Annotated in this window: 23 protein-coding genes; 5 read left to right on the top strand and 18 right to left on the bottom strand. The window is 56.2% G+C overall.

The genetic code is table 11. From position 1 onward, the window contains the following. Positions 1-5: 5 nt before the first annotated feature. On the bottom strand, positions 6-1055 hold the full coding sequence (gene holB / locus LNA76_RS04155) for a DNA polymerase III subunit delta' (protein WP_230018017.1): 1050 nt from the start codon (positions 1053-1055) through the stop codon (positions 6-8). Positions 1056-1191: 136 nt separating this feature from the next. On the opposite strand from holB, the gene LNA76_RS04150 reads away from it, so the two are divergent. Beyond that, positions 1192-2001, top strand: a complete 810-nt coding sequence (locus LNA76_RS04150) for a deoxynucleotide monophosphate kinase family protein (RefSeq protein ID WP_230018016.1) — start codon at positions 1192-1194, stop codon at positions 1999-2001. A gap of 88 nt (positions 2002-2089) precedes the next feature. On the opposite strand, the gene mltG is transcribed toward LNA76_RS04150, so the two are convergent. Further along, a complete protein-coding gene (gene mltG, locus LNA76_RS04145) occupies positions 2090-3097 on the bottom strand; it encodes an endolytic transglycosylase MltG (RefSeq protein ID WP_230018015.1) in 1008 nt (335 codons plus the stop codon). A gap of 268 nt (positions 3098-3365) precedes the next feature. Here mltG and ygfZ point away from each other — a divergent pair, with 268 nt between their 5' ends. After that, on the top strand, positions 3366-4217 hold the full coding sequence (gene ygfZ, locus LNA76_RS04140; RefSeq protein WP_230018012.1) for a CAF17-like 4Fe-4S cluster assembly/insertion protein YgfZ: 852 nt from the start codon (positions 3366-3368) through the stop codon (positions 4215-4217). Here the strand turns inward: ygfZ and mmsB are convergent. From mmsB to LNA76_RS04115, 5 genes are all read right to left on the bottom strand, one after another. Then, positions 4192-5088 carry a 3-hydroxyisobutyrate dehydrogenase gene (mmsB, locus tag LNA76_RS04135; protein ID WP_094196801.1) on the bottom strand — a complete coding sequence of 299 codons (897 nt, stop codon included), beginning with the start codon at positions 5086-5088 and terminating at the stop codon, positions 4192-4194. The genes ygfZ and mmsB overlap by 26 nt on opposite strands. Before the next feature lie 58 nt (positions 5089-5146). Beyond that, entirely contained in the window at positions 5147-6274 is a 1128-nt protein-coding gene (locus LNA76_RS04130) for an enoyl-CoA hydratase/isomerase family protein (RefSeq protein WP_230018010.1), read from the bottom strand. Continuing rightward, a complete protein-coding gene (locus LNA76_RS04125; protein ID WP_108727523.1) occupies positions 6271-7419 on the bottom strand; it encodes an acyl-CoA dehydrogenase family protein in 1149 nt (382 codons plus the stop codon). Before LNA76_RS04125 ends, LNA76_RS04130 begins: the two co-directional genes overlap by 4 nt. Before the next feature lie 149 nt (positions 7420-7568). Then, complete coding sequence (locus LNA76_RS04120; protein ID WP_094196804.1) at positions 7569-7922, bottom strand: RnfH family protein; 354 nt, start codon at positions 7920-7922, stop codon at positions 7569-7571. Continuing rightward, positions 7915-8349, bottom strand: a complete 435-nt coding sequence (locus LNA76_RS04115) for a type II toxin-antitoxin system RatA family toxin (RefSeq protein ID WP_042480744.1) — start codon at positions 8347-8349, stop codon at positions 7915-7917. Before LNA76_RS04115 ends, LNA76_RS04120 begins: the two co-directional genes overlap by 8 nt. Positions 8350-8408: 59 nt before the next feature. On the opposite strand from LNA76_RS04115, the gene smpB reads away from it, so the two are divergent. Beyond that, complete coding sequence (gene smpB, locus LNA76_RS04110) at positions 8409-8873, top strand: SsrA-binding protein SmpB (RefSeq protein WP_042480746.1); 465 nt, start codon at positions 8409-8411, stop codon at positions 8871-8873. A 33-nt stretch (positions 8874-8906) separates the two neighbouring features. Here the strand turns inward: smpB and LNA76_RS04105 are convergent, their stop codons facing one another. Beyond that, positions 8907-10217 (bottom strand): NAD(P)/FAD-dependent oxidoreductase, encoded by a 1311-nt coding sequence (locus LNA76_RS04105; protein WP_108727525.1) that lies wholly within the window; start codon positions 10215-10217, stop codon positions 8907-8909. Positions 10218-10558: 341 nt separating this feature from the next. Between LNA76_RS04105 and LNA76_RS04100 the strand changes: the two genes are divergently transcribed. Further along, entirely contained in the window at positions 10559-11200 is a 642-nt protein-coding gene (locus LNA76_RS04100; protein WP_230018008.1) for a TetR/AcrR family transcriptional regulator, read from the top strand. Positions 11201-11670: 470 nt separating this feature from the next. On the opposite strand, the gene ppsA is transcribed toward LNA76_RS04100, so the two are convergent. Then, positions 11671-14037, bottom strand: coding sequence for a phosphoenolpyruvate synthase (gene ppsA, locus LNA76_RS04095; protein WP_094196806.1), 2367 nt, complete (start codon positions 14035-14037; stop codon positions 11671-11673). A gap of 169 nt (positions 14038-14206) precedes the next feature. Here ppsA and ppsR point away from each other — a divergent pair, with 169 nt between their 5' ends. Beyond that, complete coding sequence (gene ppsR, locus LNA76_RS04090; RefSeq protein ID WP_094196807.1) at positions 14207-15040, top strand: posphoenolpyruvate synthetase regulatory kinase/phosphorylase PpsR; 834 nt, start codon at positions 14207-14209, stop codon at positions 15038-15040. Positions 15041-15183: 143 nt separating this feature from the next. Here ppsR and LNA76_RS04085 read toward each other — a convergent pair whose 3' ends face one another. From LNA76_RS04085 to bamA, 9 genes are all read right to left on the bottom strand, one after another. Further along, positions 15184-16632, bottom strand: coding sequence for an amidase (locus LNA76_RS04085; protein WP_203226755.1), 1449 nt, complete (start codon positions 16630-16632; stop codon positions 15184-15186). Positions 16633-16888: 256 nt separating this feature from the next. After that, positions 16889-17671 (bottom strand): TrmH family RNA methyltransferase, encoded by a 783-nt coding sequence (locus LNA76_RS04080; RefSeq protein ID WP_094196808.1) that lies wholly within the window; start codon positions 17669-17671, stop codon positions 16889-16891. 10 nt (positions 17672-17681) lie between these two features. Beyond that, the gene (gene rnhB, locus LNA76_RS04075) at positions 17682-18287 is read right to left on the bottom strand and encodes a ribonuclease HII (RefSeq protein WP_230018006.1); all 606 of its coding nucleotides are present in this window, start codon (positions 18285-18287) and stop codon (positions 17682-17684) included. Then, on the bottom strand, positions 18284-19465 hold the full coding sequence (gene lpxB / locus LNA76_RS04070) for a lipid-A-disaccharide synthase (protein WP_230018791.1): 1182 nt from the start codon (positions 19463-19465) through the stop codon (positions 18284-18286). The genes rnhB and lpxB overlap by 4 nt, the downstream gene beginning before the upstream one ends. A 77-nt stretch (positions 19466-19542) precedes the next feature. Next, the gene (gene lpxA / locus LNA76_RS04065) at positions 19543-20331 is read right to left on the bottom strand and encodes an acyl-ACP--UDP-N-acetylglucosamine O-acyltransferase (RefSeq protein WP_094196811.1); all 789 of its coding nucleotides are present in this window, start codon (positions 20329-20331) and stop codon (positions 19543-19545) included. A gap of 3 nt (positions 20332-20334) precedes the next feature. Continuing rightward, entirely contained in the window at positions 20335-20790 is a 456-nt protein-coding gene (gene fabZ, locus LNA76_RS04060) for a 3-hydroxyacyl-ACP dehydratase FabZ (protein ID WP_003799758.1), read from the bottom strand. Between the two features lie 12 nt (positions 20791-20802). Next, positions 20803-21936: a UDP-3-O-(3-hydroxymyristoyl)glucosamine N-acyltransferase gene (gene lpxD, locus LNA76_RS04055; RefSeq protein WP_230018004.1), complete on the bottom strand. Its 1134-nt coding sequence runs from the start codon at positions 21934-21936 to the stop codon at positions 20803-20805. A gap of 6 nt (positions 21937-21942) precedes the next feature. Beyond that, entirely contained in the window at positions 21943-22497 is a 555-nt protein-coding gene (locus LNA76_RS04050) for an OmpH family outer membrane protein (protein ID WP_094196813.1), read from the bottom strand. A 61-nt stretch (positions 22498-22558) separates the two neighbouring features. Further along, positions 22559-24901 carry an outer membrane protein assembly factor BamA gene (gene bamA, locus LNA76_RS04045; RefSeq protein WP_094196814.1) on the bottom strand — a complete coding sequence of 781 codons (2343 nt, stop codon included), beginning with the start codon at positions 24899-24901 and terminating at the stop codon, positions 22559-22561. Positions 24902-24920: the final 19 nt, after the last annotated feature.

Here is a 24920-nt window from a genome sequence, read left to right as displayed (position 1 = left end):
CTTTTTTAAACACGACGACATGCCTGGTGCAATCGGTCCAGGACATGATGAATAAACAATTTAGCATTGAGTGGGTGATTGCCAAGCGCCTTTTGCTGGACCAGCCACTTCAGGGCTTCTGTTACCGCCGTGGTGTTGGATTGGGCGGCCAAGGCATCAATGCGTTTTTGCAAAGAAGGATAGTAACGCGCCGGTTGAGCAAAACTACCCAGTTCAATATCGACAAACAAGCGCTGCCAATGGTCGATCCACTCTTGGGCAGGCAGTTTTTCCAGCGTATCGGCCAAGGACAAATCCGCCTCACGACCCGCTTTCAACACCCCATCCATCCAGGCGCTGAGCCAGTCCGGACACGGTGCATTCATCTCCTGACTGGCACTGAGTGCTTTGAGCGGTGCTCCTCCCCAGGCAGCCAACCAGTCCGAGGCTTGATCCACGCCTTGTTGCTCCAGCCATTGCACCGCTTGCTGGGCATGGGGTGCCGGCAAGGGCAAACGGCGGCAACGCGATACCAGTGTGGGCAAGAGTCGGTCTGGGGCATCGGCAACCAGCAGGAAAACGGTACGTTCAGCCGGCTCCTCCAGAACCTTCAGCAAGGCATTGGCGGACACCAGATTCAGGGCTTGAGCCGGATACAGCACCGCCACGCGCCAGCCCCCTCGATGGGTGCCGGTATTGAACCAATGTTGCAACTGACGCAATTGCTCCACCCGGATTTCCCGAGAAGGATTTTTGCGAGCGGCCGACTCTTTAGCCAAGTCCCCGTCCTGAATATCCGGCCCCTGCTCTTGCAGAGCAAGCGCATCCGGGCGCAGTAAACGTAAATCGGGATGGTTTCCCCCCCGCACCCACTGACAGGCCTGACAGTGACCACAAGCCAGCCCCTGCACAGGCTGGTCGCACAATAAACTGGCTGCGGCTGCACGAGCGAATTGCGTCTTGCCGATGCCCGGCAGACCGTGGATCAGCCAGGCATGGGCAAAACGCTCCTGATGACCCAGCCAGCTTTGAGCAGTCTCGATTTGCCAGGGTAGAAAAGTCAAACTATCAGACACCGTATTGCCTCAAGGTTGCACAACAAAAGGCCTGATTCGCGCAGGAAGGGCAAGGCAATCGCCCCCGCTTGAACAGCCCAGCACACATTGTAATATGAACCGGTAAAATGCCTGCTCCACTACCAAGGATAATGAAGTGAGCTTATTGATCGGGCTGGCCGCCAAAGCGCGCTCAGGCAAAGATACCGTCGCCAATCTGCTACTGGCACACAACCCTTTATTGGCTGCCTATGCCTTGGCCGACCCCGTAAAAATGGGCTGCGAAGTGCTGTTTGGTCTAAGCCCGGCCCAGGCCTGGACCGACGACAGTCTGAAAGAAGTGCCTATTGCCCTGTGGCAACGCTCCCCCAGACAGTGCTTTCAGCTACTAGGGACCGACTGGATGCGCCAGCGTGACCCCGATCACTGGCTGCGCCGTGCCCAGCATGTACTGGAATTTGGCCCTGGCGCCCCCCTTGCCAGAGACGTTCAGGATTACTCGGTCTGGGCGCTGGCCTTGGCCGCGATTTACGGCATGGTGCCCGAACACCTGGATGATAAGCGTGCTGATCACATTGACGCCTTTTGGGGTTTGAGCCCGCGTCAGGCGGCCGAGCACTTGCGTAATCAGGTTCTAGCCACCTATCCGGATTACGAGCAGCGTCGCCAAAGCTTGCCCCTGTTCCTGCCCAGCCACCAGCTTCCTGATATGAGTCAGGCCCGTTGCCTGCTGATCAAAGACATTCGTTACGAAAACGAGGCCAATTTCATCCGTGAACATGGCGGGGAAATCTGGCATATCGAACGCCCGGGCAACCCGGTGATCAGCCAGCACTCGTCTGAATGGGGCGTAGAACGCGCTCCCCAAGACTATCTGATTCAAAATAATGCGGGCCTGGAAGAGCTCGCCAACAAGGTCCATGATTTGTGGGCAGGGTTCGCGCAAAGGCACGATTTGGAGCGCTGACTCACGGTCACCACAATAGCAAAGCCCGATACGCGCCCCCAGGCATTGGGCCAGCAGCATTCAGGCCCCTGAGGGGCCTGATCTGGTTTTAACGCTTCAGAATATATTTGGCGACGGCCCGATTATGTGCAGCCAGATTGGCCGAGAACTCGCTGGTTCCATCCCCACGCGATACAAAATAATAGAAATTATGTTTTTCGGGATGCAAGGTCGCCATCAAGGAAGCCTTACCGGGACTGGCAATCGGCGTGGGTGGCAATCCATTGCGCGTGTACGTGTTCCAGGGTGTATCGGTCGTCAAATCACGCTTGCGAATACGGCCCTCATAAGCCGAACCCATGCCGTAAATAACCGTCGGGTCTGTCTGCAAAGGCATGCCGACACGCAAACGATTCATGAATACCCCAGCCACGCGTGCCCGGTCCTGGCTGTGGCCCGTCTCACGTTCCACGATAGAGGCCATGATCAAGGCTTCATACGGGGTCTTCAAGGGCAAATCCGCGTCCCGGTCCGCCCAAAGCTGCTCCAGCAGTTCCTGCTGGGCCTGAAAACCGCGACGCAGAATGTCGATATCCGCCGTACCGGGCACAAAGACATAGGTATCGGGATAGAACAAACCTTCTGGATGAGACGCATCCACACCAAAGCGCTTCAACAAATCGGCATCGCTCACCTCGCTCAAGGTCTGTCGAACCTGAGGGTTGCTTGCCAGCGTGTCACGTATGCGTTGATAGGTCCACCCCTCGGGAATGGTCAAACGGGTCTGCAGCATATTGCCGCTGGACATGCGCTCCATCACCACCCACGGTGTATCCCCGCGTACCGCCTCATAAGCCCCCGCTTGCAAGGAGGTATCCAGACCAGAGAGACGCGCCATCCAGACAAAGGCATCTTCCTGAATATCGATCCCGGCCTGCTGCATACTGCGCGCAATCGCACGGGGACCTGAACCGGCAGGGACCACATAATCGATGCGTTCAGCACGCATCGTCACGGGCTGCTTCTTGGCCCAATACCAGGCACCACCCGCTATCACACAGGCGACTACCAACCAAAGGCCCAACAGGGCAGAGAAGATCTTGACAGTTTTTTTCATGCGAGCGCTATTGTAAACAGAATAAGGCGGCGTATTCCTGAATATGTGTCACAGCCCAACACCGAAACTGGGATCAGTCAGCCCCGCCCTCTCCTTCCACCCAGCCCATGCCCTGATCCCAGCGGGGGTATGCCCCTAGAACCAGCCTCGCACACGGTATCATTGATGTTTAAATTTATTTTTTCGCTCAGCCATGACCGGAATGCCTGCTCCCTCCTCTTTCGCCCTGCCAGATTTGTGCGTCCTCCAGTTCCAAGGAGCCGATGCCGTGTCTTTTCTCCATGCTCAAGTCAGCAATGATTTGGAGCACCTGGCTGCCGACCGTGCCTGCATCGCGGCCTATTGCACCGCCAAAGGTCGCAGCTTGGCCACCATGGTGTTGTGGCGCGAGCAGAACGAAACGGTCTTTGCCCTGGTCCGCCGTGATCTTAGCGAAGCCCTGATCAAGCGCTTACGCATGTTCGTGCTGCGCAGCAAAGTCGCGATCAGTCTGGCCGAGTTACAGGTTTACGGTGTGGCCGATTCGTCCGCTGCCCAAGCCGTCTGGAATGTGCGGCGCGAAGGTGGCGACACCCTGATTCAGGCCCCCGGCGATCTGGACGGCTTGAATCGTCACTGGCGAATTTCTCCCCAGCAGGACGCAAACGCTCAGACTTCTGAAGGTCGTTGGGAAACGGCAGATATTTTGGCCGGCTTGCCCTGGATCAGCGCCGACACGCAGGATTTGTTCATTCCCCAGACCCTGAACCTGGATCTGATCGATGGCATCAACTTCAAGAAAGGTTGTTATCCGGGCCAGGAAGTTGTGGCTCGCAGCCACTATCGAGGCACGATCAAACGGCGCATGATGGCCGCCCGTACCGCCGTTCTGGACACGGCACCACAGACGCCGGAAGCTGCCGATGTGTTTCTGGTCTCGCAGAATGCGGAACCGCTGGCCGCCGCGCGCATTATCAACCGCGCCTGGCATAACGGGCAGCAACGTCTGTATGTCTTGATGGAAGTGGTACTGGCGGACCTGGAACAAGGCCAGTTTCAACTGGAGCAAGGACAGGCGCTGGAACTGCAGCCCCTGCCCTACGCACTGCCAGAACTTAGTGCTTCTGACGGTACAAATTAAGAATGCTGGAGAAATCCAGCCCTGCATTCTGACCTTGTGCGGCGTGCAGGGCGAACAGGTTGCGTGCCAGTTCGCCCAAAGGCGTCGCGCTGTTCTGGCTGACAGCCGCATCGGCTGCCAGACCCAGGTCTTTCAGCATCAGGCCCGTGGCAAAGCCACCCTGATAATCACGCGAAGCCGGTACATCCGGCATCACCCCAGGCCAGGGGTTGTACAGCTCGGTTGCCCAGTTTCGACCGGAACTGCGCGCCATGATGGTCGACAGCACGGCAGGGTCCAGACCGTGGGCAACGCCCAAAGCCAAGGCTTCAGCAGTACCTGCCATCAAAATCCCCAAGAGCATATTGTTGCAAATCTTGGCAACCTGACCCGCACCGGCTTTACCCGCGTGGAAAATGTTCTTGCCCATGGCATCCAAGTAAGGGCGCGCCTTTTCCAGGGCCTGATCCTCGCCCCCGACCATAAAGGTCAAGGTGCCAGCAATGGCGCCACCGGTCCCACCGGAGACCGGCGCATCCAGCATTAACAGACCCAGCTTGCTGGCTTTGGCCGCCAGATCCTGGCTGGTTTGCGCATCAATGGTGCTGCAATCGACCAGCACCGTACCGGGGGCCACAGTCTGCAGCAAGCCGTTCTCGCCCTCGTAAACCTGACGAACATGGCGGCCAGCAGGCAGCATGGTAAAGACCATCTGCGCGTCTTGGGCGATTTGCACCGCCGATTCCCCCACCTGTGCCCCTGCTGCCTGTAGTTCCTGCATGGCTTGCGCATTCAAGTCAAAGACTTTCAGGCTATGACCGGCTTTAAGCAGATTCAGCGCCATGGGTTTACCCATATGGCCCAGCCCGATAAATGCAATCGTGTTACTCATTTTGTCTCCTCGTCATTATGAAAGCGGCGCCGTCTGGCGCCGCAGCGGTCTGCCTGGGTTACAGGTCAGCCAAGGGATGAGTCGTTTCTGCCGGCCAGGCAGGAACAAAAAACCGTTCCACCCAGCGTGCATCCGCCTGTTCCAGCAAGGCAGGATTCCAGCGCGGCTGTTTGTCTTTATCAATCAGCAGTGCCCGTATGCCTTCCTGGAAGTCGCCCTGTACGCCACATTGCAGCGACACTATGTATTCCAGACGGAAAACATCGGCCAAAGACAGGTGATGCACCCTCTCCAGCAGCTCAAAGGACAAACGAGCCGAGCCAGGCGCACCTTTGGCGAAGGTTTGCGCGGCACGGGACAACCAGGGGTCGGCACTGCCCTGCCACTGCTGCAGAGCCTGTGTAATGCGTTCAAATTCACGGCTAGCGCAAACGTCACGCAGCATGGCGTAGTTCTGCTCCAGCGGGCCGCTATCGGGGCGAGCGCCATCCGCCAAACGACACAGGATCTGATGCACGCTGCTGTCACACACAGCGCGATCATCGGACCAGTTTGTGGTTTGCAGGGCCTGGAGCAAGGCGTCGAAATGCACCCGTGGCAAGTAGGCATCCGCCAGACCCAGGAACAAGCAGTCCGACGCGTTGATTTGTGCGCCACTCAGTGCCAGAAAATGGCCAATGCCGGCAGGCAGATGCGACAGCATCCAAGTGCCGCCCACATCGGGAAACAGGCCAATGGAGATTTCGGGCATGGCAAAACGCGTGGTATCGGTTACCACACGATGGCTGGCGCCGTTGAACAGGCCCACGCCCCCGCCCATCACAATCCCGTCACCCCAGCACAAAATCGGCTTGGGAAAGGTATGAATCAGATAGTCCAGGCGGTATTCCACATCGAAAAATTCGCGGGCGTACTCGTTATTCCAGGCCGAGCCACCCTGGTTCTTTTGCATGGAGGCGTACAGCGAATGCAGATCGCCCCCTGCGCACAGCGCCTTTTCTCCGGCACCGTGCAATACGATCATGGCAATACTGGAGTCCTGCGCCCATTCCTGAAACTGCTTGAACAGCAGTTGGCACATCTCCAAATTAAGTCCATTCAGGGCTTGCGGGCGGTTCAGCGTAGCAACACCAATCGCCTTTCCGTTCTGGCCGGGCAGGCGATCAAACAAAACAGAATCCGTCATCGAATATCAGCTCCAAGATCAATGATTTGTCGTGCGATGATGACACGCATGATCTCGTTTGTGCCTTCCAGAATCTGGTGCACCCGAGTATCGCGCACCAGTCGCTCCACAGGATAATCCTTCAAGTAACCATAACCGCCAAAGAGCTGTTGCGCATCCACGCAGGCCTGAAAACCCAGATCCGTGGCCATGCGTTTGGCCATGGCGCAGTACGTGCTGGCCTGACTGCTGCCGGCGTCCAGGTGCGAGGCGGCCAGACGCACCATTTGACGAGCAGCCACGACACTGGTCAGGATATCGGACAATTTGAATTGCAGGGCCTGGAACTGATCCAGACTCTTGCCGAACTGGCGGCGCTCCTGCATGTATTGGCGGGCGGCATCATAAGCGCCTTGGGCGGCGCCTACCGAGCAACAAGCGATATTGATACGGCCACCGTCCAGGCCCTTCATGGCCAGCTTGAAGCCCTCGCCTTCCTGGCCCAGCATGGCCGAGGCAGGAACACGCACACGCTCAAAGGTAATGCCCCGTGTGGACTGGCTGTTCCAGCCCATCTTCAATTCTTTACGACCGTAGGTAATACCGGCGGCATCAGCAGGTACGGCAAAGGCGGAAATCCCCTTGGGACCGTCACCGCCGGTACGAGCCATGACCACCAGCAGGTCCGTGTCCCCAGCACCGGAGATAAAGGCTTTGCTGCCACTGATCAGATAATCGTCACCATCACGTTCGGCGCGGGTACGCAGGGAGGCGGCGTCCGACCCCGCACCGGGTTCAGTCAGACAATACGAACCCAATTTCTGGCCACTACTCAGCAACTCCCCCCATTGAGACTTGATCTCCTCCGTACCCCAGGTGCCCACCATCCAGGTCACCATATTGTGGATGGTCAGAAATGCGGTGGTCGACGGGTCAACCGCAGCCATTTCCTCAAATACCAGGCTGGACTCCAGACGTCCCAGGCCCAGACCACCGATGGATTCCGGGGCGTACAAGCCGCAAAAACCCAATTCACCCGCTTTACGGAACGCCTCGATCGGGAAAATTTGTTCCTCGTCCCAACGCGCCGCATGCGGTGCCAGCTCCCCTTGTGCAAACTCGCGAGCCGCTTGCGCAAAAGCGTTCTGATCGTCTGTCAGTATCATGTCTGTCTCCTTATTTTTACCCACCATAATGCGAGCCGCCCCCTTTAGTTGTCGTGCTGATGACAATCAGCATTTTCATAGGGAACAGCGCCAGGCAGAAGGCGACAGTCTAGCTGAAAGTAGCAGCCTGATGATCAGGCCGGAATGAACTAGGCGCGGACGGGTTTGCGGCGGGGTCTGGCGGCAGCGCGTGCCGCCAACTTGTGCGCGTAGCGACGACGGCGGGAATCCATCGGGTCAAAGACCAACTCACGGTAGACCTCCACCCGGTCCTGATCCTGCAAGAGCTGATCCAACTGGCAACGTTGGCCATAGACACCGACGTGCAATGCGTCCAGGCCCTGTTCATCATCCAGCGGTGGCAGGCCGCACTCACGCAGCCCTTCGGCAATTCCTGCTTTTAAAAGCGCATCACGGACACAACTGCCCGCAGGCAAACGCAGGGCGGCTTTCCAGACCTGGGCCTGAGTGGCCACAATTACGCTGACGGATAACTCAGTCACCGTAAACCTCTTGGGCGCGGCGCGTAAAGGAGTCGATAAAGCTGTTGGCAACGCGGTTAAAGATGGGACCCACGACCATTTCCAGCGCGCGGCTGGAGAATTCATACTCCATGGTGAACACGATCTTGCAACCGTCTTCGCCCAAAGGAGTAAACTGCCAGTCCCCCGTCAAGGCCGAGAACGGACCTTTGACTAGGCGCAAGACAATACGGTTGGGATAATCGTGTTCGTTGCGTGTGGTGAAGGTTTGACGAATACCCGCAATGCTGATGGTCACCGAGGCTTCCATCCCCTTTTCGTCGCGCTGATTGACGGTCGCGCCACCACACCAGGGCATGAATTCAGGGTATTTTTCCACCTCTGCAACCAAATCAAACATCTGTTCGCAGCTATAAGGAAGGAGGACGGAGCGTTTTACTGTATGCATCAGGTCTGGTTAATAGATAGAATGTTCTGATTTTACAATCTATGGTTGGCAATTAATTCATGAGTATTGTTGATAATCGCAAGGCTACCCACGAATATTTTATCGAAGAGCGCTTTGAGGCCGGTCTGGTCCTGGAGGGCTGGGAGGTCAAGGCGATCCGAGCTGGTCATGTTCAGCTCAAAGAAAGCTTTGTCATCGTACGCGAAGGCGAGCTGTTTATTATCGGGATGCACGTCAGCGCCTTGCCGACCGCGTCCACCCATATCCGGCCCGATGCTACTCGTACACGTAAACTACTGCTCAAAGCCGAAGAAATCAGCAAGCTGATTGGCAAGGTTGAGCAACGTGGCTACGCCCTGGTTCCCCTGAACCTCCACTACAAGAAAGGTCGTATCAAGCTGGACTTCGGCCTGGGACGCGGTAAAAAACTGCACGATAAACGTGATGTTTCCCGCGACAAAGACTGGAAGCGCGAACAAGAACGCTTGATGAAACACGACACCCGCCGTAAGACGAATGAATAAAAACGGGCTAAAAAGCCCGTTTTGTTCCAAGTCTCAATGTAATTTAACACGAGGGGCGGCCCGTTTGCTGAGCAAACGGCCCAAAGCCAAGGTTGCCGTTCGCGCAACCCCCAAAATCGCCATGTGGTGCATCAAGTGCAGGCTCATATACATAATGCGAGCCAGCAAACCCTCTACAAACCAGCTCTTGCCAGACAGAACCCCCATCAGGCTGCCTACCCCACGGCTATGGCCCACCGAGACCAGTGAGCCGTAGTCCTTGTAGACAAAGGGAGCTTCATCAACCGGCTTGCCTTGAATGCGAGCAGCCAACCGCTTGCGCAAGTAACTGGCTTGCTGGTGTGCGACCTGTGCGCGAGCAGGCAAGAACTGGCCTTCCTTGTCCCAAGGCACTTGCGCGCAATCGCCCAACGCCCAAATATACGGATCGGGCGTAGACAAACAGGCGTCCAGCACCAGTTGATTGATACGGTTAACAGGTAGACCGAGTTGAGCCAAAAAGGCAGGGGCTTCAATCCCTGCGGCCCAGACGCACAAATCGTTGGGATACTGACCACCGTTCACATCCTCAATGTGATCAGCCGCCAAACGGCTGACTCGCACCGAGGTCCGTACCGCCACACCACGCTGCTCCAGCAGGCTTTGCGCGGTAGCCGATAGCTTGGGCGGCAAGGCGGACAGAATGCGATCGGCACCTTCCAGCAAGGTGATACGCACTTCGCGGTCCGAGCTGCTGCCCGGAATGCTGTAAATGCTTAAATCGGCACGGGCTTCCAGCAACTCGGCTGCCAGTTCTACCCCGGTAGCCCCGCCCCCAACAATATTGATGTACAGGGGCGCCCCCGGTTCACGCTGCGCGCGGCGGGTCACACTGATCAGCTCATTGAGCAGCTTCAAACGGAAACGCTCGGCCTGATGAGTCGAGTCCAAGGCCAGCGCATGCTCATGGGTGCCAGGCGTATTGAAGAAATTGGATTTGCTGCCTACGGCCATCACCAGCGTACCGTAGGACAGGCTGCGCTCCGGGAAGACTTCTTCATGGTCGGGTCCCAGGACCGGAGCCAGCGTGATCGTGCGTTGCTCGCGGTCTATGCTGATCATTTCACCCTGAATAAAGGTAAAACCGCAGTCACGCGCCAGCATGAAATACGACAGCCCCTCGCGGTGAATATCCAGGGTACCGGCAGCCACCTCATGCAATGACGGTTTCCAGATATGGTCGCTGTCTTTGTCGACCAAAAAGATATGCTGACGCCCAAACTGACGCCCTAATTTGGCAGCCAGCTCCAGGCCTCCTGCCCCGCCCCCAACAATCACCACTTGATACGACTGCGTAGTAGACATCCACAACTCCTTGGGCCTTGTCTTAAGCAAAGAGAGTATCAGAACCGCCGCCTTATACTTTAAATCAAAACAGATAAGGACTATAGCGATCTGTAGACGCCGCCAGGCGCGTCCAGAAGCACTGACCCGTGCAACCACCCGAATGTGTGGCACTTTTGCGCTTTACTAGGCCTTAGATCAAAGACTGAGGCAAACAAATAGGCCCAATAGCAGTGCATGTCGTAAAATTAAGGGGTTTGGTCTTGCCTTCCCTTAACGGTCGACATGGAGCAGCAGCACAGCAGCCATTGATACGGTATGATGCTGGCTTTGTCCTATTCACTTAATTTTTGCCTGCCATTATGCATGACGATGTTCCCCGAAAATCCCAACGCGCGACTCGAAAGGGGCGCGAACGCCGCGACAAAATCCTGGAAGTGGCTTCCGAGGTTTTTCGCGAGAATGGTTTTGAGGCCACATCCATGTCCCAAATCGCTGCATTGGCAGGCGGCTCCAAGGGCACGCTCTACAATTATTTCCCATCCAAAGAAGACCTTTTGCTGGCTGTCCTGCTGACAGGTGCCCAGGAATTTACCGAACAGGTTCTGACCAAGCTGGACTGCGAAGGTGATATCCGCCAGGAACTGCAGAGTTTCCTGCTGCCCATGCTGCGTAATCTGTACTCCAAGCAAACCGCCCAGCTTTTGCGTATCGTGGTCTCTGTCGGTGGACACAGCGACATCGGCAAACGCTTTATGGAGATGCTGGACGACCAGATCTGGGACGGAGTGCAGTGTTTCTTTGCTCACCATATCGAGCGTGGCACGCTACGCCGGCTGGACCCGGTATTAATGGTGGAACACTTCCGTTGCCTGAGCGAAGGCGAAATTGTATTGTTGCTCATGGGGGCGATGGAGCCCTGGAGTGAAGAGCGCATTCAAACTGAGACGGAACATATTCTGGATATGTTCTTACACGTTTACCAAATCGACGCAGTAAACTAATACCAGCCAATCAGCTGCAGCGCTGATTGTTCTGTCCATACACGGTTCCTCTCCCCTTAGCAGCGAACCCGTCAAGACACTCCGAATCCATGCCGCCCGATCCAGGGCGGTTACGGCCATTCCCCATCACGGCCTCTCACCCGCGCCCTGCCCTGTTCCGTTCTGCTCATCAGAATTGCAGCCTGCCCCTCTCCTTAGCCACACACCAATAGGCACGAGCGCTTGGCAATACCTATACAAGCTTGTACAAGCACTCCAGCCAGCCAAAGCGCCAATATGCACACCTAATCAGCAAGCGCTGCAAAACAAAATCGCATGAGCACGGCCAAGAGCCATAGCAAGAACAAAAGCACAAGATACGTCCCCAAAACGACAACACCCCAACATGGAGCTTCCATGTTGGGGTGTTAGGTCTTACCTGACTTGACCCGCGTACTGCCAGAGAGATTTCGCTAGCAGTAACTTACGTCTTAGACCTTGGCCAGACGTTGCCAGGTATCCACAACCGTATCCGGGTTCAGCGACAGCGAAATAATGCCTTCATCGCTCAGCCACTTGGCCAGATCAGGGTGGTCGCTGGGGCCTTGGCCACAAATACCCACGTATTTGTTTTGTGCCAGGCATGCCTTGATGGCACGACTGAGCATGAACTTCACAGCCTCGTCGCGCTCGTCGAAGTCGGCAGCCAGCAGCTCCATACCGGAGTCACGATCCAGACCCAGAGTCAACTGAGTCATGTCGTTGGAACCGATGGAGAAACCGTCAAAGTACTGCAGGAACTGCTCGGCCAGAATGGCGTTGGAAGGCACTTCGCACATCATGATCAGGCGCAGGCCATTTTCGCCACGAGCCAGACCGTGGGAAGCCAACAGGTCCACAACACGTTCTGCCTGACCCAGGGTACGCACGAATGGCACCATGATTTCGACGTTGGTCAGACCCATTTCGTCACGCACTTTCTTCAGGGCTTCGCATTCCATCTTGAAGCATTCTGCGAAGTCTTCGGACAGGTAGCGAGCCACACCACGGAAGCCCAGCATGGGGTTCTCTTCCTCGGGTTCGTAGCGCGAACCACCCACCAGCTTGCGGTATTCGTTGGACTTGAAGTCCGACAGACGCACGATGACGGGCTTGGGGTAGAAGGAAGCGGCCAGAGTCGCAATACCTTCGGCCAGTTTTTCCACGAAGAAAGCACGTGGGCTGGCGTAGCCACGAGCCGCCGATTCCACTGCCTTTTTCAGGTCGCTATCCACATTGGGGTAGTCCAGAACGGCTTTGGGGTGAATCGCAATGTTGTTGTTGATGATGAATTCCAGACGAGCCAGACCCACACCATCGTTAGGAATTTGCGAGAAGTCGAAAGCCAGTTGGGGGTTACCCACGTTCATCATGACTTTCAGGCCGATCTCGGGCATTTGGCCCCAGCTGACTTCTTCGATCTCGGTTTCCAGCAGACCGTCGTAAATCCGGCCTTCGTCGCCTTCAGCACACGACACCGTCACTTCCTGACCTTCTTTCAGCACGTCTGTGGCGTTGTTGCAACCGACCACGGCAGGGATGCCCAGTTCGCGAGCAATAATCGCCGCGTGGCAGGTACGACCGCCACGGTTGGTGACGATAGCCGAAGCCAGCTTCATGATGGGTTCCCAGTTAGGGTCCGTCATGTCGGTGACCAGCACGTCGCCGGGTTTGACCAGATCCATCTCGGAGGCGTCTGCCACGATACGGACTTTGCCCGAACCGATCTTCTGACCAATAGCGCGGCCGGTAACCAGCACTTCGCCAGTGGCTTTCAGGCGGTAACGCTCTTGCACGTCGTTGCTGCCTTGCTGGGACTTAACGGTCTCAGGGCGGGCTTGCAGAATGTAGATCTTGCCGTCGATACCGTCACGACCCCACTCAATGTCCATAGGACGCTGGTAGTGTTTTTCAATGATGGTGGCGTAACGAGCCAGTTCGATCACTTCTTCGTCGCTCAGGGAGTAACGGTTGCGCTCGGACACCGGCACGTCTACGGTACGCACAGCGTGATCAGTCGTACGGCCTTCGTCAAATTCCATCTTGATCAGCTTGGAGCCGATACGGCGGCTGATGATGGGGTAGTGACCGGAAGCCAGCGTTGGCTTGTACACGTAGAACTCGTCCGGATTGACCGAACCTTGAACCACGGTTTCGCCCAGGCCGTAAGAGGACGTCAAAAAGACCACATCCTTAAAGCCCGATTCAGTGTCCAGGGTGAACATCACACCAGCGCTGCCCTTGTCGGAGCGCACCATGCGCTGAATACCAGCGGACAGCGCCACTTCAGCGTGGGCGTAGCCCTTGTGCACGCGGTAGGAAATAGCACGGTCGTTGTACAGGGAGGCAAACACGTGGTGAATCTTGCTCAGCACCTCGTCGATGCCCACCACGTTCAGGTAGGTTTCTTGCTGACCAGCAAAGGAAGCGTCAGGCAAGTCTTCAGCGGTGGCGGAAGAGCGCACGGCAAACGAACCCTTGCCGTCTGCATCCAGTTCAGCAAACGCGTCACGTACGGCTTTTTCAAACTCGGCCGGGAATGGAGTGTCGATGATCCACTGGCGAATTTCGGCACCGGCAGCGGCCAGTTCACGAACGTCGTCGGCGTCCAGCGCGTCCAGACGCTGCTGAATGCGCTTGTCCAGATCGTTGTTTTTCAGGAAAACGCGGAATGCTTCGGCTGTTGTGGCAAAACCACCTGGCACGCGCACACCAGCGTCGGCCAGTTGACTGATCATTTCGCCCAGCGACGCGTTTTTACCGCCCACTGTGTCGACGTCCGTCATGCGGAGCTTGTCGAAACTAATTACGTAAGACATAAGTCACCTTGAATAGAAAAAAAAGCGTGTTTGCTTAAGGCAGTGATCCCAACAGCGCTGTCTGTGTGATCTGTCCTAAGCAAACCTGCCTTTCCATACCCCGATCCGAGCGGTAAATGGTAATCTTGCAAATTGTACCGTTTCCCGAGCATTGTGCACGACTTATTCCATGACATCTTCTCCTATTGAGCGTACCGTCTTTGTCGTTTCTGACAGCACGGGCATTACCGCCGAAACTTTCAGCAACTCCGTCCTGTCGCAATTCGCTCAATTCGAATTTCAGGCCGTCCGTATCCCCTTCATCGATACCATCGAGAAAGCCCAAGCTGTCGCTGATCGCATCAACCAATGCGCTCAAGAGCAAGGCCAGCAACCGCTGGTATTCAGCACCTTGGTTGACCCCAAGATGGCACACATTATTGGCGCGGCCAACTGCACTTTCCTGGATTTGTTTGGTGCCTTTGTACGACACATTGAACGCGCCCTGGGAGTGAAGTCCAGCCGTTCCGTAGGCCGTTCGCACTCCGGTGGCATGTCCAAGCGCTACAACAATCGCATTGAAGCCATCAACTTCAGTCTGGCGCACGACGATGGTCAGTACGTGAATGGTCTGGAACAAGCCGACGTGATTCTGGTGGGTGTATCCCGCTGCGGAAAAACGCCTACCAGCTTGTACTTGGCGATGCAGTACGCCGTCAAGGCCGCCAACTACCCCATCATTCCCGAAGATTTCCAGCGCGGCACCCTGCCCGCCACGCTGGCTCCCTACCGGAAAAAGATTTTTGGTCTGTCCATTCATCCAGACCGTCTGTCTGAAGTGCGTAATGAGCGCCGTCCGGGAAGCAAATACGCCACCATCGAGCAGTGCCGCATGGAAGTGGCTGAGGCGGAACGTTTAATGCGTATGGAAGGCATTCCCTGGCTGTCCACCACCACCAAATCCATCGAGGAAATCTCCACCAAAATTCTGGATGATGTCGGTTTGGACCGCCGCTCTTACTAAGGATCGAACAGCTAGTCCGGGCGATACCCCTACGGGAGTATTCGGACAGCCTCAACATCAAGGCCTGATCTCGGTATCACACCGAGCTCAGGCCTTTTTGTTGGCCGCTGCTACGGTGTCAGATCTGCTGCTTTTATCCGCACTCAATCCAACTTGCCCACCCAAACCTGCGGGTGCTGATCACTCCAGGGCAAGGCTTGCTCCAATTGGCCAGCCAAGCCAAACAAGAGGCATTCCTGGCCATAAGCGGCCGTAAACATCATGCCTATAGGTAAGGAAGTCGCCACATCCTGCCCGGCCGGCACCGACATGGAGGGTGAGCCACTGATATTGGCCAAAGCCGCAAAAGGTGCTTGCTTAAAGACGTGGGCAATCCAGCCCAGGCCATCCACCTGATCCTGTATCTGGTTGTACTCACCCACCCTCATGGGCAGCGCAGGTACGGTGGGAGTCATCAGGACATCATATTTCTGGAAATACGCGCCCAGATTCCGGGAAACCGTATTACGCACGGCGATCGCCCCCAAAAGATCAATTCCGCTAATCTTCTTGCCGTAGGCATAGGCCGCCAACGTGGCCTGTTCCAGATACACCTCATTCACCGGCCGCCCGGTCGCTGCGGCAATGCTGTCTATCCACGCCGCCGTGTTCACATTCCAGAATTGGGCATTGGCGTGTACAAAAGCCTCCCAACTGACGCCGGAATCAAATACCAGGGGTTCGACCTGATGGCCCAGAGACTCCAGCACCGAGGCCATATCAATCGCCTTGCCGGCAATGACAGACTCGGTTTTATCACCGCTGGGCGGGTCCATCATCAACCCGATACGCAAAGCGCCTGGATTTTTCTTCACAGCCGATAGAAAGGTCTGAGGGGGTGCTGCCGTGTAATACGGTTCACCAATACCGGGACGGCTAATCGCATCCAGCAAAGCAGCGCTGTCTCGCACGCTACGACTGACGCCCAGGTGGGCCAGCAAACCGCTCCAGACCTCATCTTGCAGGGGGCCGCTGGAGACCCGCCCCCGAGTGGGCTTCAAGCCGAACAAGCCGTTCACAGCCGCCGGGACACGAATAGAGCCACCGCCATCAGTTGCGTGAGCCACCGGCACCATCCCTGCCGCGACCGCGGCTGCCGAGCCTCCTGTCGAGCCACCGGCATTAAAGGCAGGGTTCCAGGGGTTCAGCGTAGGGCCTACGCAGCGCGCCTCCGTCGTTGTACTGATGGCAAATTCCGAGGTCGTGGTTCGACCCAGGGTGACCAGTCCCGCCTCTTTGTAGAGGCTCATCAAAGTACTGTCCGCATCCATGACCATGCCTTGCGCCAGCTTGCTACCCAGCTCGTAGCGTTTGCCCTTCATGGTGATGGCCAGATCTTTAATCAAAAACGGGACGCCGTAAAGTACGGAGTCCCGGTCAGCATGGGGGTCAATCTCCCCGTCCCAGCTCTCTACCACCGCATTGATTTTGCTGTTCAATGCATCAACCGCTTTCTTGCCCACCTGACTTAATTCTTGAACACTGATGTGTTTCTTGGCAACCAGCTCAGCCAACGCCAAGGCATCATAGGTCGCGTATTCGCTAAGTTTCATTGTTGACCTCATCTGAAAAAGATTAGGAATCCAGCCGGATACAACGATGGAGCGATACAAGATGACAAAGCGGCCCTCAGGGAGCCGCTAGCAGACAAGCGTCAATGCCCTATGCTCTCAATGCTCGCGTAGCGATAAGCAGACGCCTTACTAGATGATTTACTTGATTTTAAAAGTGGAGACAAGAGCGACATCAAGAAAGAAGTCACTGACACCGGCTGACTCTTCCCGGTGCGGTGCAATCAAGCCGCCAAGACTAGCGGCTGTGCTGACGACGCTGCTCGTACAGACAAAGGGCGGTGGCAATCGCCACGTTCAAGGACTCCACGCCGGGCGCCTGAGGGATGAACAAACACTGATTCGCTTTGGTCAGCAAGGCCGGGCTAACACCCTGCCCTTCATTGCCAAAAACCCAAATTCCCTGGTCGGGCAAGCTGGATTCATACAGGTCCTGGGCATCTGGCCCCAAGGAGGTCACCAGCACCGGCAAGGCAGCTTTTTCAAGCAGAGCCACACCATCGACCTGCTCATGGATTTGAATGGAGAAATGGGCGCCCTGTGCACTACGCAGCACTTTCTGAGACCAGACGCTGGCACAGCCTGGCGTCAGATACACGGCCTCCAACCCCACCGCCACCGCCGTTCGCAAGACGGTGCCCACATTACCCGGGTCTTGAACCTGATCCAGCAAGATGGCACGTTTTGTGGGAGCCGTCCAAACCTGCCCTCGAGGTACGCGAACAATAAAGCCTATGCCCTGCCCCTGACCAACTTGGGATACGGCATTCATCAAGGTTGCATTGAAGGTCACACTGCTATGACCTGGCAAGAAGCGCGCCAGTTCGAGCAACTCGTCCGAGTGGCGGTCCATCTCGAAAACGGCCAGTTCCGGCAAACCTCGGCGCTCCAGCCACATCTGGCATAGATGAATGCCTTCCAACCAAATCAACTGATCGCCCCCGTCCAGCTCGCGTTTATCGTGAGCCAGGCGCTGCACTCGTTTGAACAGCGCATTATCTTTGGATTCAATCAGCCTCATTTTCTTCAACTTACCTAACTAGAGATGCGCGTACCGGCGCGAAACTTCGACGATGCTCGGGGCAAGGCCCGTGCTGAGACAAACGGTCCAAATGCAAGGCCGTCCCGTAGCCTTTGTGCTGATCAAAACCGTATTCAGGATAGTCTCGGTGTAATTCCAGACAGACCGCATCCCGCGCTGTTTTCGCCAAAATGGATGCGGCCGCAATGGCAGCATGGCTGGCGTCACCTTTGATGATGGCTTCTGCCGGGCAGCACAGGCCAGTGGGAATACGATTGCCATCCACCAAGGCTTGCTCAGGTTTGACGCTCAGGCCATTACAGGCTCGTTGCATCGCCAGCATGGCGGCGTGCAAAATATTGATGTCATCAATTTCTGCGACGGTCGCGCTGGCAATTTCCCAGGCCAAAGCCCTTTCCTTGATCTGAACGGCCAAGGCTTCACGCCGTTTGGCGGTCAGCTTCTTGGAGTCGTTCAGGCCTTCAATGGGATTGTTCGGGTCCAGAATCACAGCAGCGGCAAAGACGGGACCGGCCAATGGGCCACGCCCCGCTTCATCCAGCCCCGCCACCAAACCTGCCGAGACATCACTGACCAATAAATCCAGCTGCTTCATGCACGTGCCATCTTCAAAATGACCTCCGCCGCCAAGGCAGGCGTGTCCCTGCGCAAGGTCAAATGCATCTCGGTAAAGACTTGCTCGATATGCGCCACATAGCTCTGATCGCTCAAGGCTTTCCAGCACGCTTGCGCCAGTTTCGCTGGCTGGGCATCTTCTTGTAGCAGTTCGGGTACGACAAAATCCCGAGCCAGCACATTGGGCAAACCCACCCAGGGCACATAAGGCCTGTCCTGACCGGACTTCCACCGTATGATGCGCTCCATCATGGGGCTGAGCACATACGAAATAACCATAGGCCGCTTGTACAAGGCAGTTTCCAAGCTGGCAGTACCACTGGCCACCAACACAGCGTCACTGGCTTCCATCACCGTCCAGGCAGGTGGGCGAACCACGCCTTCCGAATCAGGCTGACGAATACCGGCCGTATTGGCATCAATAATGTGTAAATTGCGGATGGGATGCTGAGCCAGCGCTTCCTCAAACTCCTGACGGCGCTTGGGATTCACCATAGGCACCAGAATCGTCAGATCCGGATCCTGGTCTTGCAAGATCTGCACGGCCTGCAAAAAGCGCGGTGACAGCATCTTGACCTCGGAGGAGCGGCTGCCAGGCAGCACGCCCAGAATACGGCCTGTCTCGGGCAAGCCCAGGCGACAGCGAGCGTCAGCCTTATCCGGCTGCAAGGGAATATTCGCCGCCAAGGGATGGCCCACATAGGTCACCGGAATGCCTTCCTTTTCGTAGATCTCGGTCTCGAAAGGAAACAGTACCAGCATATGAGACACCGCTTCGCGGATTTTGTGGATGCGCTCGTAGCGCCAGGCCCAGATCGAAGGCCCCACAAAGTGCACCGTCGGCACACCGGCCTGACGCAAACGATGCTCCAGGCGCAAATTGAAGTCCGGGGCGTCAATACCCACAAACACATCCGGACGCTGGCGCAACCATTGATTGCGCATGCCCAAATACGTGGAGATCAGACCCGGAATACGTTTGAGCGCCTCGACGTAACCAAATACCGTCAAGGCGTCCATGGGATAGTATTGGTGAAATTGCTGAGCGGCCATCTCGGGGCCGCCTATGCCTTCTACCTGCACGCCAGGATTGCCCTGGCGCAGTCCTTGAATGATGCGGGCCGCCAGCAAATCGCCAGACGGCTCGCCCGCTACCATTCCTATACACAGATCCCGCTTGGCCCCTGTTTGCCCCGACCCGTCTGAACGTGCCGCTAATGGGCTGGAGGCGCTGCTCATGGTCTGCAAATACCCCGGCTGGAGTCATTCAGAAAGTCGATCATGACCTGTACGGCCGCACGGCACTCAGGCTGCGTTTCCTGCAAGGCTTGCATCTGCTCCACGGCCTGCTCCACCGTCAGCTTGCGACGATACAGCAGCTTGTAGCTTTCCTTCACCGCCGAAATCGCTTCAGCCGAGAAGTTGCGACGGCCCAAGCCTTCGCTATTCACACCGACAGGACGGAAAGGATCGCCTGCACCAATCACGTAAGGAGGAATATCCTGACGCACCGAGCTGGTACCACCAATCATGCTGTGTGCGCCGATACGACCGAACTGGTGCACAGCCGTCAAACCGCCCAGAATGGCCCAGTCGCCAATATGCACGTGGCCGCCCAGTTGGACGCTGTTGGCGATAATCGTGTGATTGGCAATCTGGCAATCATGTGCAATGTGGGTGTAGGCCATGATCCAGTTATCATTGCCGACACGGGTCACACCGACATCCTGCACCGTACCGGTATTGATGGTGACGTACTCACGAACCATATTGCCATCGCCGATTTCCAGACGAGTCGGTTCACCCGCGTACTTCTTGTCCTGCGGCATGCCACCAATGGAGCAGAAACGGTAGAAATGGTTGTTGCAACCAATCGTGGTCACGCCATCAATCACGCAGTGGGGCCCCACTTTGGTGCCCGCCCCTATCGTGACATTAGGCCCAATGATGCTGTAAGGCCCGACCTCGACATCATCTGCAAGCTGAGCGCCCGCTTCAATGATGGCCGTTTCATGAATACGCATAAACTATTCTTCCAATTGACGGATCGCACACATAATTTTAGCTTCGGCAACCACTTGGCCATCAACCAAGGCACGGCCCGTGTACTTGCACAAGGCGCGGCTGATGCGATCCGCGGTCACTTCCAAACGCAACTGATCGCCTGGCATCACGGGTTTGCGAAAACGCGCGCCATCCACACCAACCAGGTAATAGGCTAGCTTGTTGTCCACTTTGGCGTACGGATCCTCAGGATCGGTAAAAGAGAACAGCGCCGCTGCCTGAGCCATGGCTTCAATGATCAAGACCCCAGGCATAACCGGCATGTGCGGAAAGTGACCCGTAAAAAAGGGTTCATTCATCGACACGTTTTTAATGGCGACGATGCTCTTGCCGGGCACCAGTTCCAAGACGCGATCAACCAGCAGCATCGGGTAACGATGAGGGAGGCGATCCATAATTTGTCGAATGTCGAGTTCCATGTCCTGTCCTGCTTATTTTTGTTTATTGATATGTTCAGATGATTCATTTGCCCCATCAGCCTGCTGACGCTCCAAAGAGCGCAGGCGACGGCGCAAACCGCTCAATTGCCCCAGCACGGCAGCGTTTTTCTGCCAGTCCTGATGCCCAGCAAAGGGATAAACCCCGGTATAACGTCCAGGCTGACTGATATTGGAGGTGACAGCCGTACCGCCAGAGACGTGTACATCGTCACCCAAGACCAGGTGACCCGAGAGCATCGCTGCCCCGGCGATCGTACAACGCGCCCCAATCTGGGTAGAGCCGGCCACCCCCACACACGCCGCCATGGCCGTGTGCTCGCCAACCTGCACGTTGTGCCCGATCATAATCTGGTTGTCCAGCTTGACGCCGTTGGCCAACACGGTGTCATCCAGTGCACCACGATCCACCGTCGTATTGGCGCCGATTTCAACATCGTCGCCAATACGCACGTGGCCGATCTGTGCAATCTTGGCCCAGGCACCCTTGCCTTTCACTGGATCCGGCGCAAAACCAAAACCGTCCGCACCCAGCACTACGCCCGAATGCAAAATGGCGCGAGCACCGATATGCACCTGGTGGTAAAGAGTGACACGCGCATGCAGTAAACAGTCTGGCCCCAAGGTAGATCCTGCGCCAATCACGCAATGCGCACCCAAACGGGTGCCACGTCCGATCTTGACGCCGGCCTCCACCACGCAAAAGGGCCCGACCGACACGCCCTCGCCCAATTGAGCACTAGGGTCAATCACCGCACTGGGATGGATGCCCTGGGGCAAATCCGCCATGCGCACCTGATCAAAACGCTGAGCCAGCAGCGCATACATTAGATAAGGCTCTGAGCACAAAACCGGAATAAAGGACGGTGTAAAGCCCAGATCCTCGTAGACCTGTGGCGTCAAAATCACCACCGCAGCACGGGTCTGCTCCAGCAGATCCTGCATCTTGGGATTGGACAGAAAGCTGATTTCTTCCGGACCCGCAGAAAGTAAAGAGCCTAGGCCCCGAATCCGGGGCATAGGCTCTTTAATGCCTTCTGGCAGCTTGCAATCCAGTCCGGTGTTGTTGATGGCGTCTATGAGTTCAGACAGCTGTACAGCCTGATCAACGTTCAGCAATACCGGCATAGTGCATCAACCGCCCAGTGCTTTCAGAACTTCCTCGGTGATGTCCACACGTGGGCTAACGGTGACCGCGTCCTGAATGATCAGGTCGTAGCCTTGCGAGTCAGCAATACGCTTGATAGCGGCATCAGCCTGCTCAACGATGGCCGAGAACTCTTCGTTGCGGCGACGATTGAAGTCTTCCTGGAATTCGCGGCGCTTGCGCTGCAAATCGGAATCCAGGTCAGCCAGTTGACGCTGACGCTTCACACGATCGGACTCGGACAAGACAGGAGCATCCTTGTCGAACTTCTGAGCTTGCGAACGCAGGTTGTTGGCCATGCGCTCCAGCTCTTCGTCACGACGCTTGAATTCTGCTTCGATTTTGGTTTGGGCCGCTTTGGCGGGCTTGGAATCACGCAAAATGCGCTCTGTGCTGACAAAACCAATTTTGGTCTGGGCCTGAACAACAGGAGCAGCGGTCATGGCGCCGACACCCAGCGCGGCAGCCAGAACGAGCGCGTTATTGCCACGCGACAAGCTGCGGGCGATGTTTGTAAGTTTTAATGCGATGTTTGACTTCATGAAAAATCTACCTTGCTAATTAGGCTGCAGAATAGTGCAATTGTGCCACTAAACACGAACATCAGAAAGCGGTACCAATCTGGAACTGGAAGGCTTGTTTATCGTCGCCTTCCTTGGCGCGCAAGGCGCGACCATAGGACAACTGCAACGGACCGAGTGGGGACTCCCACGACAAGCCCAGACCTGCAGCGTACTTCCAACCGCATGGATCCTCCGACAAACGGTCAGGACGACCCATTGGGCAACCACCGCTGGTGTTGTCAACTTTACCGGCATCGGCAAAGACGAACCAACGCAACGTACGGTCACGTGAGGCACCGGGGAATGGCAGATACAGTTGAGCGTTGGCAATCATTCGACGCGAACCACCCAGGTAGTCGCCCGTCAAGATATCGCGTCCGCCCAAGGATGCACCTTCGTAGCCACGTACCGACCCGATACCACCGGCGTATACGTTCTTGATCACCGGGAAACTCTTGCCACCGATGCTGCGACCGTAGTCAATCGCCCCGTTCAGAGCCAGCGTGTAAGCACGCCCCAAAGGAATGTAGTGCTGATGGCTGGCACGCAGCATGTAATAGCGCAAATCCATCGTACCCATATCAGCCGACAGACTGGTCAAGCTGCCCTTGTTGGGAGCAATCGCACTGTCGCGAGTATCTTTGGACCAACCCAGGTTGAAAATAAAGGTGTTGGTGCCTTCACCGTACTCGTTTACGTAATCCTGATAGGCACGGGGTGTGTACTGCGGGCTCAGGCGCGAGAGCTTGTTGTGCTCGAAGTTCACGCCCATGAATACACGGTCGTACTCGGAAATAGGCACACCGAAGTTCAAACCGGCACCGATTGCGGTGTTCTGATAATCACCCCAACCATCATTGGACTGGTAAGGCGTGGTACGACGGTAGTAAATCGAGGTGGTCTTGCTGATGCCGTCACCTGTCCAGAAAGGATTGGTATGGCTGATCACCGCCGCACGGTTCACTTTACTGGTATTGACCTGCAAGGACAGACTGTTACCACTACCGAAGATGTTGTCCTGACTGATACCGGCTGACAGCATCAGCTTGTCAGTCGAACCGTAACCAATACCGAGGTTAACCAAGCCGGTGGGCTTTTCTTTCACGTCCACGTTCACGTCGACCTGGTCAGGCGAACCCGGTACAGGCTTGGTGTTCACATCTACTTCATTGAAGTAGCCCAGACGGTCGATACGGTCACGCGAGAACTTGATGGCGTCCGAGTCATACCAGGCCGCTTCCTGCTGACGCATTTCACGACGCACCACTTCATCACGGGTACGGACGTTCCCACCAACCTCAATACGGCGCACATACACGCGACGACCGGGATCGACGTAGAAGGTCAAGTCAGCCGTATGATTTTCGCGATCCAGCACCGGGTTCGGGTTGGCATTCGCAAAGGCATAACCCAAGCCACCCAGATATTCGGTGATCGATTTTACGGTAGCGCTGGTCTTGTCCGAGGAAAACACTTCGCCTTCTTTTTGCTGCACCATCGGCTCGATCTTGTCTTCCAGACCCAGCAGATCACCGGCCAATTTCACGCTGCTCAAGGTGTAGGGCTGGCCCTCGTGAATGGTCAGGGTAATGAAAATGTCTTTGCGATCGGGCGAAATCGATACCTGAGGCGCTTCGGCCGAGTACTCCAGGAAACCACGATTCAGGTAGTAGGAGCGGATACGCTCCATATCCCCTTCCAGTTTTTCGCGGGAGTATTTATCAGTGCCGGTGTACCAGGTCATCATGCCCGAGGTCGTCAGCTCCATCTGATCGAGCAGGTCACCTTGCGAGACGGCTTCCGTACCGACGATGCGGATTTCCTTGATCTTGGCCAAGCCACCCTCAAAGATGTCAAAGCTGACACCGACGCGGTTACGTGGCAAAGGCGTGATGATAGGCGTGATTTCCACACCATACTTGCCCTTGGACAAGTACTGTTGTTTCAGCTCGAATTCAGCACGTTCCAACATGGAACGGTCAAAAACCCGGCCTTCTCCAAAGCCTACCTGGGCCAGGGAGTTGATAATATTCTTGGCGTCGAACTCGCGCATGCCATTAAAAGACACGGAGGCGATGGTTGGACGCTCCTTGACGTTAACGATCAGCACATTGGTGCTGGTGTCAATTTGCACGTCACTGAAAAAACCGGTGGCGTACAAGCGCTGAATCGCGTCTGCCGCCTGCTCTTCCGAGAAGGACTCACCGACCTTGACAGGCAAAGACGAGAACACGGCACCGGGATCGACCCGCTGGATGCCATTGACTTGAATATCGCGCACGACAAACGGTGCAAATGCATTCGCCAGGGCGGGGGCAAGCAGACTTGCCACCAATACGGGCAGAACACGCAACGCAAAAGTAGGTTTCCGGCTAAACGACATCCTGGACAATCCTTGGTCG

Origin of the sequence: Alcaligenes sp. MMA (genome assembly GCF_020907215.1) — a bacterium.
GTDB lineage: Bacteria > Pseudomonadota > Gammaproteobacteria > Burkholderiales > Burkholderiaceae_B > Alcaligenes > Alcaligenes aquatilis.
The sequence above is the reverse complement of the archived record's forward strand: the minus strand, read 5'-3'. Positions and strand labels throughout refer to the sequence as shown.

Coding starts and splice junctions, on each gene's coding strand:
- LNA76_RS04085 (WP_203226755.1), bottom strand. CDS start 16,632: ATGAAACTTAGCGAATACGCGACCTATGATGCCTTGGCGTTGGCTGAG.
- ppsA (WP_094196806.1), bottom strand. CDS start 14,037: ATGTCTTACGTAATTAGTTTCGACAAGCTCCGCATGACGGACGTCGAC.
- fabZ (WP_003799758.1), bottom strand. CDS start 20,790: ATGGAACTCGACATTCGACAAATTATGGATCGCCTCCCTCATCGTTAC.
- lpxD (WP_230018004.1), bottom strand. CDS start 21,936: ATGCCGGTATTGCTGAACGTTGATCAGGCTGTACAGCTGTCTGAACTC.
- smpB (WP_042480746.1), top strand. CDS start 8,409: ATGAGTATTGTTGATAATCGCAAGGCTACCCACGAATATTTTATCGAA.
- LNA76_RS04105 (WP_108727525.1), bottom strand. CDS start 10,217: ATGTCTACTACGCAGTCGTATCAAGTGGTGATTGTTGGGGGCGGGGCA.
- ppsR (WP_094196807.1), top strand. CDS start 14,207: ATGACATCTTCTCCTATTGAGCGTACCGTCTTTGTCGTTTCTGACAGC.
- LNA76_RS04100 (WP_230018008.1), top strand. CDS start 10,559: ATGCATGACGATGTTCCCCGAAAATCCCAACGCGCGACTCGAAAGGGG.
- rnhB (WP_230018006.1), bottom strand. CDS start 18,287: ATGAAGCAGCTGGATTTATTGGTCAGTGATGTCTCGGCAGGTTTGGTG.
- LNA76_RS04115 (WP_042480744.1), bottom strand. CDS start 8,349: ATGCATACAGTAAAACGCTCCGTCCTCCTTCCTTATAGCTGCGAACAG.
- lpxB (WP_230018791.1), bottom strand. CDS start 19,465: ATGGTAGCGGGCGAGCCGTCTGGCGATTTGCTGGCGGCCCGCATCATT.
- LNA76_RS04130 (WP_230018010.1), bottom strand. CDS start 6,274: ATGACGGATTCTGTTTTGTTTGATCGCCTGCCCGGCCAGAACGGAAAG.
- lpxA (WP_094196811.1), bottom strand. CDS start 20,331: ATGCGTATTCATGAAACGGCCATCATTGAAGCGGGCGCTCAGCTTGCA.
- LNA76_RS04125 (WP_108727523.1), bottom strand. CDS start 7,419: ATGATACTGACAGACGATCAGAACGCTTTTGCGCAAGCGGCTCGCGAG.
- mltG (WP_230018015.1), bottom strand. CDS start 3,097: ATGAAAAAAACTGTCAAGATCTTCTCTGCCCTGTTGGGCCTTTGGTTG.
- LNA76_RS04080 (WP_094196808.1), bottom strand. CDS start 17,671: ATGAGGCTGATTGAATCCAAAGATAATGCGCTGTTCAAACGAGTGCAG.
- bamA (WP_094196814.1), bottom strand. CDS start 24,901: ATGTCGTTTAGCCGGAAACCTACTTTTGCGTTGCGTGTTCTGCCCGTA.
- LNA76_RS04050 (WP_094196813.1), bottom strand. CDS start 22,497: ATGAAGTCAAACATCGCATTAAAACTTACAAACATCGCCCGCAGCTTG.
- mmsB (WP_094196801.1), bottom strand. CDS start 5,088: ATGAGTAACACGATTGCATTTATCGGGCTGGGCCATATGGGTAAACCC.